The sequence below is a fragment of the Streptococcus sp. HMSC072G04 genome, from assembly GCF_001813295.1.
GTDB lineage: Bacteria > Bacillota > Bacilli > Lactobacillales > Streptococcaceae > Streptococcus.
This window is the reverse complement of sequence record NZ_KV812016.1, coordinates 43,631-56,519: the sequence shown is the minus strand read 5'-3', so window position 1 is coordinate 56,519 and position 12,889 is coordinate 43,631. Positions and strand designations below refer to the sequence as shown.

At 42.1% G+C, this 12,889-nt stretch carries 11 protein-coding genes; all 11 read right to left on the bottom strand.

From position 1 onward, the window contains the following. Positions 1-39: 39 nt before the first annotated feature. The 11 genes from ileS to murD all read right to left on the bottom strand — a co-directional run bounded on the left by ileS (position 40) and on the right by murD (position 12,729). A complete protein-coding gene (gene ileS, locus HMPREF2904_RS02970) occupies positions 40-2,832 on the bottom strand; it encodes an isoleucine--tRNA ligase (RefSeq protein ID WP_070659914.1) in 2,793 nt (930 codons plus the stop codon). Between the two features lie 252 nt (positions 2,833-3,084). Continuing rightward, on the bottom strand, positions 3,085-3,912 hold the full coding sequence (locus tag HMPREF2904_RS02965) for a DivIVA domain-containing protein (protein ID WP_070659911.1): 828 nt from the start codon (positions 3,910-3,912) through the stop codon (positions 3,085-3,087). Between the two features lie 9 nt (positions 3,913-3,921). Next, complete coding sequence (locus HMPREF2904_RS02960; RefSeq protein ID WP_070659908.1) at positions 3,922-4,713, bottom strand: YlmH family RNA-binding protein; 792 nt, start codon at positions 4,711-4,713, stop codon at positions 3,922-3,924. 6 nt (positions 4,714-4,719) lie between these two features. After that, positions 4,720-4,983 carry a YggT family protein gene (locus tag HMPREF2904_RS02955; protein WP_003011858.1) on the bottom strand — a complete coding sequence of 88 codons (264 nt, stop codon included), beginning with the start codon at positions 4,981-4,983 and terminating at the stop codon, positions 4,720-4,722. 1 nt (position 4,984) lies between these two features. Next, complete coding sequence (locus HMPREF2904_RS02950) at positions 4,985-5,614, bottom strand: cell division protein SepF (RefSeq protein WP_003005962.1); 630 nt, start codon at positions 5,612-5,614, stop codon at positions 4,985-4,987. Positions 5,615-5,623: 9 nt separating this feature from the next. Then, positions 5,624-6,292: a YggS family pyridoxal phosphate-dependent enzyme gene (locus HMPREF2904_RS02945; RefSeq protein WP_003011742.1), complete on the bottom strand. Its 669-nt coding sequence runs from the start codon at positions 6,290-6,292 to the stop codon at positions 5,624-5,626. A 2-nt stretch (positions 6,293-6,294) separates the two neighbouring features. Continuing rightward, positions 6,295-7,560 (bottom strand): cell division protein FtsZ, encoded by a 1,266-nt coding sequence (gene ftsZ, locus HMPREF2904_RS02940; RefSeq protein ID WP_003005955.1) that lies wholly within the window; start codon positions 7,558-7,560, stop codon positions 6,295-6,297. Between the two features lie 15 nt (positions 7,561-7,575). Then, positions 7,576-8,964: a cell division protein FtsA gene (ftsA, locus tag HMPREF2904_RS02935; protein WP_003005953.1), complete on the bottom strand. Its 1,389-nt coding sequence runs from the start codon at positions 8,962-8,964 to the stop codon at positions 7,576-7,578. A gap of 142 nt (positions 8,965-9,106) precedes the next feature. Next, positions 9,107-10,312, bottom strand: coding sequence for a cell division protein FtsQ/DivIB (locus HMPREF2904_RS02930; protein ID WP_070659905.1), 1,206 nt, complete (start codon positions 10,310-10,312; stop codon positions 9,107-9,109). Further along, a complete protein-coding gene (locus HMPREF2904_RS02925) occupies positions 10,296-11,378 on the bottom strand; it encodes a UDP-N-acetylglucosamine--N-acetylmuramyl-(pentapeptide) pyrophosphoryl-undecaprenol N-acetylglucosamine transferase (protein WP_070659903.1) in 1,083 nt (360 codons plus the stop codon). The genes HMPREF2904_RS02930 and HMPREF2904_RS02925 overlap by 17 nt, the downstream gene beginning before the upstream one ends. A gap of 1 nt (position 11,379) precedes the next feature. Next, positions 11,380-12,729, bottom strand: coding sequence for a UDP-N-acetylmuramoyl-L-alanine--D-glutamate ligase (gene murD / locus HMPREF2904_RS02920; protein WP_070659900.1), 1,350 nt, complete (start codon positions 12,727-12,729; stop codon positions 11,380-11,382). Between the last annotated feature and the right edge of the window lie 160 nt (positions 12,730-12,889).

Below are 12,889 nucleotides of genomic sequence, written 5' to 3'. Positions count from 1 at the left end.
ACGAATTACCGATTTCTGTCCCACTCTCTTTAATGGCTTTTATTTAGCTTCAAATCCTTCTGCGACTGCGTCCGCAAAGTTCTCTTCGACGATGCTTGCACAGTGGTCACAGATGGTTGCATGGTAGTGGCGTTCAGCCGTTGTTGGATCAATGCGACGGCAACGGTCACAAACTTCACCAGCTGCACGTTCAACCGTAAAGGCTACATCTTCAAAGGCCACTGCACCTTCTGGAGCTGAGCCTTCTGCGATAGTCAAATCTGAGACAATCAAGAGTTGAGCAACATTGCTATCAACAGCTCCAAGAAGTGTTTTCACGACTTCGTTTGGATAAACTGTCAAGTGAGCTTCAAGAGATTTACCGATCACTTTTTCATTCCGCGCTTCTTCCAAGGCTTTTTGAGCTTGACCACGGAAGTCCATGAAGGCTGACCAAGTATCCAAGATTTCTTCTTGGTTGGCAAACGTTTCTGCTTCTGGCAATTCTGACAATTGAACGAAGTCTTCTGCTTCAAACTCAAGATAGGACCAGATTTCTTCAGCAGTGTGAGGAAGAATTGGCGTCAAGAGTTTCGTGATTTTCACAAGGATATCATAGAAGACTGTTTGCATTTGACGGCGTTCGAGGGATTTAGCTCCTTCGATGTAAACAACATCCTTGGCAAAATCCAGGTAGAAGGCTGACAAGTCAACGTTGATAAAGTTAACAAGCGCCTTGTAGATCGTCAAGAACTCAAAGTTTTCATAAGCGTCACGGATAGTCTTGACAAGCTGGTTAAAGCGAATGGTCATGTACTTGTCCACTGAACGAAGCTCGTCATAAGCAACTGCATCCTCAGCTGGGTTAAAGTCAGAAGTGTTGGCAATCAAGAAACGAAGAGTATTTCGGATCTTACGGTAAGTCTCAGACACTTGGCTCAAGATATCCATTGAGATACGCACGTCATTACTTGAGTCTACACTGGTTACCCAGAGACGCAAGATTTCAGCACCAAATTGCTTTTCAACATCACTTGGAGCAATGGTATTTCCAAGAGATTTAGACATCTTCTCACCTTTCCCATCCAAAGCGAAACCTTGAGACAAGATTTGTTTGTATGGTGCGACACCATGGTTCGCCACAGATGTGATGAGGGATGAGTTGAACCAACCACGGTATTGGTCTGAACCTTCTAGGTAAAGATCAGCTGGGTATTTGAGTTCTGGACGGTTAACGACAACCCCATTCCAAGACGAACCTGAGTCAAACCAGACGTCCATGATATCTGTTTCTTTTGTAAATTCGCCATTTGGTGAACCAGGATGGGTAAATCCTTCTGGCAAGAGGTCTTTCGCTTCACGTTGCCACCAGATGATGGAACCATGTTCTTCAAAGAGTTGCGCTACATGTTCGATGGTTTCAGCCTTCATGATTGGTGTTCCGTCTTCTGCATAGAAGATTGGAAGGGGCACACCCCAGGCACGTTGACGAGAGATGACCCAGTCACCACGGTCACGAATCATGTTGTAGAGACGCACTTTCCCCCATTCTGAGTGGAATTTCACTTTTTCAATTTCGTCCAAGATATCTTGACGGAATTTCGATACTGAGGCAAACCATTGTGGAACTGCACGCCAGATGATTGGTTTTTTCGTACGCCAGTCAAATGGGTAGGAGTGAGAGATTTCTTCTTGAGCAAGGAGCAAATCACCAAGTTTTTCGATAACTGTTGGAACAACCTTGTCATAGAACTGACCTGCAAAGTCAGGGCCAGCATTTTCCATCATGATTCCGCGTTCGTTAACAGTAACAGCAACTTCGAGGCCATTGGCAATCCCTACATTGTAGTCATCCTCACCAAAACCAGGAGCAGTATGGACGATACCAGTACCTGAATCAAGGGTTACATGCTCACCAAGGATCACCAATTCATCCACTTCAGGATCCCATGGGTGTTCTGTCACGATATGGTTCAATTCTTTTCCTTGGTAAGTTGCAAGGACTTCAGCATTTTCCCAACCAAATTTTTCAGAAAGGCTTGGCAAGAGCTCAGATGCTAAGACATACTTGCGGTCAGATCCAGCAGGTTTCACTACGACATAATCAAACTCTGCACCCACCGTCAATCCACGAGAAGCTGTAACAGTAAATGGAGTTGTTGTCCAGACAACGATGTAAGTGTCTGTATCTAGGATACCCTTACCATCTTTAACTTTGTTCGCATAGTAAAGAGACGTTGATACCAAATCATGGTATTCAATCTCTGCTTCAGCGAGGGCTGATTCAGAAGACCAAGACCAGTAAACAGGCTTAGCCCCACGGTAGATATAGCCTTTATTGGCCATTTCACCGAAGACACGGATTTGTGCTGCTTCATAGTCAGGCGTCAAGGTTACATAAGGATGGTCCCAATCACCTGAAACACCTAAGCGTTTAAAGTCTTCGCGTTGTTTATCTACTTGAGAAAGAGCGTATTCACGGCAGAGTTTTAGGTACTCAACCAAGTCCATTTCTTTACGTTTCACACCTTGTTTAGCCAAGACTTGCTCAATTGGCAAACCATGGGTATCCCAACCTGGGATGTACGGTGCATAAAAACCTGACATAGACTTAGAACGAACAATGATATCTTTTGAGATCTTGTTCATGGCATGTCCTACGTGGATATTTCCGTTAGCATAGGGAGGGCCATCATGAAGCGTAAAATGCGGTTTTCCTTCATTCAACTCTTGACGGCGTTGATACAATTTTGCATCTTCCCATTCTTTTTGCCAAACTGGTTCCTTCGTTGGAAGCCCAGCCCGCATTGGAAAAGCTGTTTTTCCAAGATTCAATGTTTCTTTGAGTTTCATTGTGTCTCCTTATTGATTTAAAAGCTATAAAAAAACACGAGCATCCTAAAAAGGACGATTGCTCGTGGTACCACCTTTGTTTGAGAAGTCGCAAGCGACCTTCTCCTCTCATCCCGTAACGAGGGAAACGTCCGTTCTTACTCAAGGGTTCAGAACGAATACTGTAAAAGGATCATCCATTAAGAGGGAGTGCAGATCTTCCACCATCATCTGCTCGCTAGACCTATCATTAATGGACCTGTTTTTACAAAATTATAAAATATTGACAGATTCACGATTTGCATCATCTTTTGGTTGAACAGTTTCTTCAACCTCAACGACTTCCTCATTTTCATGACGAGCGTGCTCTGCCTCTTCTAAAGCGGATTGAACTTTTTCATTCAAACCTTCAAACGCTTGTGTTGCACCCAATTCTAAATTAGCAGCTTCGATGCGTTTTTGCAATTCTTCGATTTCAGCTGGAGAGAATTGACGAGTCAAATCAATGTTATCATCTTCTGCATGATGATGGTGAACTGATTCACCCAAAGCTTTCTCCACAATTTCACGGAAAGCTTCATCACTTGTTTGAATGTACATAGCTGTTGGACGAAGAATTTCATCCCATTCAGGTGTATCGATAATGCTCAATTGGCTTTCGATGGTTGATTTCAAACGTTGATGGAAGACGCGTGTCTTGTTCTTCAATTCCTCTGTTTCAACGGCAACCTTCTTGGCATTATCCGTTGCGTGACGAAGGATTTCATTTGCTTTTTGTTTTGCTTCATCTACTAAGTGCTGTGCATCTTGTTCAGCTTGACGAACAATATTTTCAGAACGTTCGTTAGCTGCTTGTTTGACACGTTCAGCAGTATCTTGTGCAATCAAAACAGATTGACTCAATGAATCTTTCATTTCATCAAAATAGTTTAAGCGTTCTTCAAGAGCTTGAATTTTTGCTTCTTGATCATGATTTAAACGAACAAGATCTTCATAATCGCGAACAACAATATCTAGAAATTCTTCTACTTCGTTCGCATCATACCCTCTAAATTTAACGCCAAAAGTTTTATCTTTAATTTCTAAAGCAGTAAGAGCCATAACTCCTCCTCATTTTTTACTTAAGAGTACTTCAACAGTTACTTTATATTTTCCACTCTTTGAAATACCATTTTCAGAAACAATTTTAAGACGCCCAAAGCGTCGGACACTGACTAAATCATTCAGACCTACAATATAGCTAACATTGGAAGTAGTCGCATAGTTAACTTTCACTAGACCAGAACTAATCAACTGACTAGCTTGTGAGCGTGAAAGCTTGAAGGTCCCAGCAATCACCTTATCTAACCGATAACTCGACACGAGAATATCTCGCTTCTGGCTTTCTTCCTCTATGATTATTTGTTCAGATAGAGGAACTTCCCTCAGCTTAACAGGTACCCGAGAAATTTTCTGGATGTGATCCATGAAATAGGGAACAAAACGCTGTTCAACAAATACTTGGATCTTTCCATCACTCGTCAGAATATCTCCAAAGGACTTGCGCTCCACACCCAATTGGTGAACAATGGTCCCCAGTACCTGGGAATGGGTCAAGTGATGAAATTTTGAAGCATAGACCATTTCCAATAGGGTCAGATCAAAGTCACTTGGATCCAATTGATAATAATCCGGAGCAACAATAACCTTGGCATACTCCATTTTCTGCTCATCACTGGAAGCAAAGACCTGTAATTGGTAGCTTGCCGCGATATTTCGTAAAATAGTGACCTGATGAGGGTTTAAAAAACCCGTCACCTCAACAGAATAGCGTTCCACCACTCTTTCAGACAATTCAATACAGCGATCAATGAATTCGTGATCTTCGCGATTGAAATGTTGGTAAATCTCTGTCTGTCCCATCGTATTCTATCCAATCAAAAGTAGGAACAAGCGGGCTAATAACTGATTCATCAAGTTCAAGACCAAAAGTGCTACCAGAACTGTAAAATCCAAGCCCCCAAACTGCAATGGTAACTTTCTAAAAAGGCTCAAAAATGGTTCAACTAGGCGGTGAACCATTTGTCCAAGAGTACTCTGAGGTGCCCCAGGGAACCAAGATAGTAAGGCATAGATGACAAGAATGATGGAATAGATTTGAATGATATTTGATAAGTATTGAAAGATAACCATCTTAACGATTACGTTTCATATCATAGTCAAATTCTGTCACTTCCACATCATTTGGAAGGCGGATATCTTCAATGTTAACGACTACATTAATTGGAGTCAACAAGTACATGGTACTTGCAACACGACGAAGATTTCCTGCTAAAACATAACGAGCCCCATCCAAATAATCTAAACAACGACGTGCTTGTACTTCAGTCATATATTGGAAGTCAATCAAGATACTCTCATTAGATAGTAATAGATCAACAATTTCAGTCGCTTCTTCGTATTTGCGGGGATAGCGTACATCAATGGTAATCTTTTCATCTGTATTCGCACGATTAGCAGCCAATTCACGTTGACGTTCATGCAAGCGAGTAATATTTTCAGATGTATTTTTCGTTGTTGAAACAGGTTCCTTCACTGCCGCTGTAGACACTGGAGTCGTAACAGGTGCGACAGGAGTCGGTTTTGGTTTTACTGGTTCTCTTTGACTAATCTGTGGACGTGGAGAAGTCACTTGAGGAGTCGGCTGTGGCTGTGGAACTGGTTGTGTTTCCGCCCCAGCTGCTTTTGCCTCGCGAACTTCTACTTCTTCACCGTCTTCTGTGAAGTAGTCAATAAAGTTGTTAAATTTATCTTTTAATGACATAGTTCTTTCCTATTTAAAAAATGATGTCCCAATTCTAACATAAGTCGCTCCGTTCGCAATGGCTACTTCAAAGTCACGACTCATACCCATACTTAGTTCTGAAAAAGGCATATTTTTTAATTGTTTCTTTTCTAGTTGTTTCTGAAGTTGGTGAGTTTTTGAAAAAATATCCTGCAACTCTTCTTGACTAGCCTCAAAAGGAGCCATCGTCATTAAACCAACAATTTCAATTTTGTCCAACTGTGCGATTTCCGCTAAAACATCATCCAGTTCATCGGGTGCAAATCCATGCTTACTTTCTTCACCAGAAATGTTCACTTGGAGGAAACACTTGATTGGGTGTTCTGCTCGCTTTTGAATTTCTTGAGCCAGCTTCACCGAATCCAAGGCATGAAAGTAATCGACAAGATTGATCACGTCTTTTACTTTCCGCCGTTGGAGGCTCCCAATCAAGTGCCAAGTGAGGTCATACTCTTTTAGAGCTTGATACTTTTCTAGGAATTTATCGACACGATTTTCACCGATATGTTGGATACCTGTTTTCACCAGTGCTTCTGTTGTGGCAACATCCACATACTTGGTGACAGCTATCACATTTACTTGATCTTGACGGTTAGCTTTGTTTCTTGCTGTTTCTACTTGTTGCCGAACAAGATCAGCATTCTCTACCAGATTCATGATTAACGATTCCGGAAGAATGGTGGTGTTTCCAATTCATCATCATCTGAAGATGAATCTACGTAACGATCAACTTGATGTGTTGATGTTGGTTCAGTTTGGCGAACGATATTCTCACGACGAATATCCCAATCACCAAAGGCTGAGCCACGGTTTGGTTCTACCGCTGGACGACTTGGAGTTGTTGGCAATTCAACATCTTGTTTCAAATCAAATTCACGGTCAAATGGTGCAGCTTGTGGGCGTTGTTCACGTGGTCCTGTTTTATAAGGACGTTGTGAGGAAGCAATTCCGCTAACGCGTTCTACCTTGTCTTGACGGACACCAGTTGCAACAACCGTCACGCGGATTTCATCTTTAAGAGATTCATCAATAGATGTACCCAACCAGATGTTCACTCCGTGACCTGCAGCTTGGTTTACAATTTCTGAAGCTTCTTCAGCTTCGATCAATGTCATATCCAAACCACCTGTTACGTTGACGATCACGTCTTCTGCACCATCAATTGTAGTTTCAAGAAGTGGAGAGTAAATGGCTTTACGAGCCGCTTCGATAACGCGTTCTTCACCACTACCAACACCAATACCCATGAGGGCATTTCCTTTATTTTCCATAACGGTCTTCACGTCTGCAAAGTCAAGGTTGATCAATCCAGGACTTGTGATCAAGTCAGTGATCCCTTGAACACCTTGACGAAGAACGTTATCTGCTTCACTCAAAGCTTCAAGAAGCGGTGTCTTCTTGTCTACAATTTCAAGCAAGTTGTTATTAGAAATAATCAACAAGGTATCTACATGTTCGCGAAGTTCGTTGATCCCTTCAATAGCGAAGTTGCCACGTTTTGAACCTTCAAACCCGAATGGACGAGTCACAACTGCTACTGTCAAAGCACCTACAGCTTTGGCAATACGAGCGATGACTGGTGCAGCACCTGTACCAGATCCTCCACCCATCCCTGCAGTGATGAAGACCATGTCTGCACCTTGCAAAGCTTCTGTTAACACTTCTTCGCTTTCTTCAGCTGCCTTACGACCAACTTCAGGTTGACCTCCAGCACCCAATCCACGAGTCAATTTTGGACCCAATTGGATAACTGTTTCAGCTTTTGCACTTGAAAGTGCTTGAACATCTGTATTAGCTGCGATGAATTCTACACCGGCAACGCCTTCGTCAATCATACGATTGATGGCGTTACCGCCACCGCCACCGACACCGATTACTTTAATTACTGCACCTTGTGCCGCTGCTGTGTCAAATGAAAATGTCATAAATACTTACACTCCTTAATCAAACATATTACCGATCAAATTTTTCATTCGGTCTGTGAATGTAGTTTTTGGTTCTTGTTTGCTATCATTGCTTGCTGCTGGAATTTCTTGAGCATCTACAGGAGATTCAATCTTCTCAGCATTGTATGCAGGTACTACCGGTTGTGCTGGAGCAGCAGGTTGTGGTTGTACTTGTGGTTGCACTGGACGATCAAATTGAATCGGTTGTTGACGCAAGACTTCGTCTCCATGAACCGCAGCTTGAGCAATAATATCCACATCTGTCAAATTGCCTGCATATTCAGACAAGCTAATTACATGGGCAAAAGCTGGATTGCGAATTCCAATTTGATTTGGAACAAACAATTTCACATTTACACCAAAGACTTCTTGAGCCAATTCTTCAACACCAGGAAGGATCGCTCCTCCACCGATAATCACAATACCACCAGGAAGATCCAACAAATGTCTTCTCTCAAGATCTTGTTTGATTTGCTCAAAGATGTGTTTGATACGTGCTGAAATGATTTCAGCTAAGTACTTCTCAGTCACTTCAACTGGCTCTACTTCACCGATGACTTCTACATGGAAGACTTCGTTTCCAGCAGATGGCACATAGGCTTCACCGTAGTTGAACTTCAAGCCTTCTGCCAATTTTTGAGAAGTTTTCAATACTTTAGAAATATCTTTGGTAACATAATCGCCACCTTCTTGGTAGATATTTGTAAATTGAAGTTCTTGGCTACGAACAGATGCCACCGTTGTTTGGCCACCACCCATATCAATCACCGTTGCTCCGAATTCACGTTCGCCTTCATTCAAGACTGTTTTGATCATCGCAAGCGGTGAAATGATGATGTTTTCAACTTGTAAGCCGGCACGTTCAACTGTTTTACGCAAATTGTGCAAGATTGTACGAGGTCCTGTATAAAGAAGGCCACGCATTTCAAGTCGGATCCCCATCATTCCGCGTGGATCGCGGATTCCTTGGAAACCATCAACTGTGAATTCCTCAGGAATGAAGGTGATTACTTCACGATCCGGTGTCATGCTTTTTGTGAGTGCAGATTTGACAACATTTTCAACATCTGCATCTGTGATTTCTTTCGAATCACTTGTGACTGGAATCATTCCTTGAGTTGCTTCGATTTGTAGTAAGTTTGCAGGCAACCCAACATTGACTAGATTGATTGAAATCCCTGCTTTTTCTTCAGCTTGGCTGATTGCATTTTTAATTGCATTTGAAGCAGCTTCGATATCTACTATAATTCCATCTTTGACGCCAGCACTTTTTGCATTGCTGACTCCAATTACATTCATTTCTCCATTGACATGTTCTGCCACCAATACTTTTATTGAACTAGTACCGATATCTAAACCTGTAAAAAAGCCGTCTCTAGCCATTACACCAGTCCTCTCTCTTTATTTGTTTTCACTTTACATCTATTTATAGCCCTTTTAGTTGGAACTATCCAAACTTCATTATATCACAAAGAAGCCTAAAATGGACATTTTTTCTTCAATTATTTGAGATAATTTATGGGCTTTACCCATTCCCAGAAGAATTTTCTCCTTCTGGATTCTGTTCTTGATTCTGTTCTTGGCTTGCTTCCTCAGAATGTTCATCCTGATTTTCTGTACTTTCAGCCTTTTCTTTTTCAGCTTGCTCTTTGGCATCTGCAATGGATTGTTCACTATAGCTGAAAACTCCAGCCTCCATATCGATAGTCGAAGCATCGTCTAATTGCTTACTGATAGCCTTATAATAAGGAAGCTTGCGGGTAATTTGGGAAACAGGCACCAAGATTTTATTATCGTTTTTCATGGTAATGGTCACTAGATCCTTGGTAACCTTGCTCGGTGTCAGATCAACCGAAACAATTTTATCCGTAATGGAAGAAGAAATGGATTTCATTTCTTGAACAAATTGTCTAACCAATTCTCGATCTGAGAATTTCAAGCTAATATAGGAGGACGGCAATTCCGAAGCTGGAGTTACTGTCTCCACTACTTCTCCATTTTCCAATACTGGATAGTGGTCTTCTCCGGTCACATAATAGGCAACCACTTTGTGTTCCACGACATTGACTTTAAAGGTCACCGGGAATTGATAATGCATGTGCACTTCTTTAATCCATGGACTAGCCGTTTTCATATTTTGTTCATAGACCGATTTATGAAGGAAGGTCGTCAGGGTATAATCTTCTTCCTTGATGCGGCTTTTTTCATACAAGAGTTGCTGGTCAACCGCCTTGTTCCCTGAAAATTCAATTACTTTCTGTGTGGACAGGGGACTTAAAAAATAGATCGAGAGAAGGGCAACAATCGAGCTAATTCCGATAACTGGAAGGGCACGATAGATATGGCGTTTTGCCACTGTCGGTTCCTTCTTTGGTTTTTTCGTCTTCAAACGTTTAAAAAACGAAGGCTTTTTCTCTTGCTTCTCTGAAGGATCTAGCTCCTCTACAGCTGGATCATCCTCTTCTTCTGAACTTTCTCTATCTGCTTCTGGATCCTCTTCGCCCTCAGATTCATTTTCCTCTTCAGACTCTTTTCGTTCGTCAGATCCTTCCTCTGAGACGGAAGCTGTTTCTTTTTCTGAAAGGTCTTCGTCTTCTTGTGCTTCTTCGCTTTCAGCTTCTTCCGCTTTTTCAAGCGCTTTTTTTTCTAAATATTCTTTGTTTCTTTTTTGCCAGGCTGACAATTCTGTAATTTTGTCATCCGTTGGCGTTTTTTTATTGTCGTCCGTCATCTTTTCCCTTACTGATATCTTTTTGAAGCAGGCCATAAAAATCGTCTAGTGAAAGGAGCTCTGTCGATTTTTCCATTGCTTGGTGGTAGACTTGGCTTTGCTTCAACATTTCTTGAATGGTTTCATTAAAGGTTTCGAGCGTCAATTGATCTTCCTGCAATTGCTCTGCATAACCCTTGTCCACAAAATATTGGGCATTTTCAATCTGATCGCCACGGCTGGCTTCTTTTCCTAGCGGTACAATCAAATGGAGTTTGTTCATAGCTAAGAGTTCAAATAAGGTGTTGGCTCCACCCCTAGTCACCACTAAATCAGCCTTCTGGAGCATTGGCAAATACTGATCCGTTACATAATCCACTCGATACAAGCCACCCTCAGCCTGATTCAATGTTGAATCACCCGTCAAATTGATGATATTGTAGTGCTGCAAGAGCTCTGCTTTGTGCTCTGTCACAAATTCATTAAAGACACGCGCACCAGCTGATCCTCCGACAAAGAGAAGTGTCGGCAAGTCTTTTTGAAATCCTTGTGTTTTTTCTTCTAATTCTTCAGAAGTTGTCGGAATATGATCTGTGACCTTGGTTACCGCACCGATATGCTCACTCTTTGTCAAACCATGTGCTTGCTCAAAGGTCGTGTACATCTTGGTAGCAAATTTATAAGCAATTTTGTTGGCCAATCCCATCGAGAGATCCGACTCATGAATATAGACAGGGACACGCGTGAGTCGGGCTGCGATCACTGGTGGCACCGAGACAAATCCCCCTTTTGAGAAGAGAACTTGTGGGCGCACACGAAGCAGGATTGCAATGGACTGGAGCGTTCCCCAAGCCACCTTGAACACATCCATCATATTTTGGAAAGAGAAATAGCGACGCAATTTCCCTGTTGCAATCGAATGGAATCGTACGTCTAAGCCAGACTTTTTGATCTCTTGGTATTCGATTCCTTTTTTATCCCCAATATAATGGACTTCCCATCCATCTTCGATAAATTTTGGAATCAAGAGGAGATTAAGGGTCACATGTCCCACGGTTCCCCCACCAGTAAACATTATTTTTTTCATCTTATTTCAACCCTTTTACTGTAGCAAGGAATTCATCCCCACGCACTTCAAAATTTGGATACATATCCCAGCTAGCATTGGCAGGACTTAGTAGCACAACATCTCCAGGGCTAGCCAAGTCAAAGGCTTTCTTTGTAGCATCTGCTACATCTGCCGCATCGACATAAGGGACGCCTGCATTATCGGCTGCGCGTTTCACTCGAGGAGCTGATTCCCCTAGAATCACCATTTCCTTTAGGCCAGTAATGTGTGGCACCAATTCATCAAATTCATTGCCACGATCGAGCCCTCCTGCAATCAAGATCACCTTGCTGTTATCAAAACCAGAAAGAGCTTTTTGCGTCGCTAAAATATTAGTCGATTTGCTATCATTATAGAATTTGACACCTTGAATTTCATCCACATATTGAAGACGGTGTTTCACTCCTCCAAAAGCTGACAAGGTTTCTTTAATGACCTCATTCTCCACACCACGGACTTTTGCAACAGCAATCGTTGCCAAGGCATTCTCTATATTGTGACTACCTGGAACACCCAGTTCATCTGCTCGCATAACAACTTCTCCCTTAAACTTGAGAAGTTCATCTTCCAAATAAGCCCCATCCACTTTTTCGACCGTTGAAAATGGAAGGACCCTTGCCTTGGTTTTTGTAGCGAGTTCCTTGGCCAGGTCTTGGTTGAAGTTCAAGACAATGACATCTTTTTCTGTCATATTCTTTTGAAGATTCCATTTGGCAGCTACATAATTTTCAAAAGAACCATGATAGTCGATATGGGTTGGCATGAGGTTGGTAATCACTGCAATCTCTGGATGGAAGGCTTCAATTCCCATCAATTGGAAAGAAGACAATTCCATGACCAGGACTTCCTTTTCGGTCGCTGTTTGTGCAACTTGGCTAGCTGGAAAACCGATATTTCCAGACAATAGACCACCTTGGCCGGCAGCCGTCAAGACTTCCCCGATCATGGTTGTCGTCGTCGTTTTTCCGTTTGATCCTGTAATCCCAATAATTGGCGCATCCGAAATCAGATAGGCCAATTCCACTTCAGTGAGGACGGGAATGCCTTTTTCAAGCGCTTTTTCAACCATCGGATTGGAATAAGGAATTCCTGGATTTTTGACCATGACTGCAAAGTCTTCATCCAACAATTCCAGAGGGTGACCTCCTGTCACAACTTTAATCCCTTCTTCCAGTAAACTTTGTGCTGCTGGATTTTCTTCAAAAGGTTTGCCATCATTGACGGTCACAATCGCTCCTAAGCGATCTAACAAACGGGCAGCTGACTCGCCTGACTTAGCCAAACCTAATACAAGAACCTTTTTATTTTCAAATTGTTTCACAAATTTCATGATTTCTTCGCTCCATTTTTATCACTCTCTATTTTACCTTTTTTTAGCAAAATTAAAAAGCCCAAAGACAGAAAAAGAAACAACATCCGATGAAATCCATTCAACTGATGTTATTTCTCATTCTTATACCTCTATCTATTTCCCTAACTGTCTAGGAGGC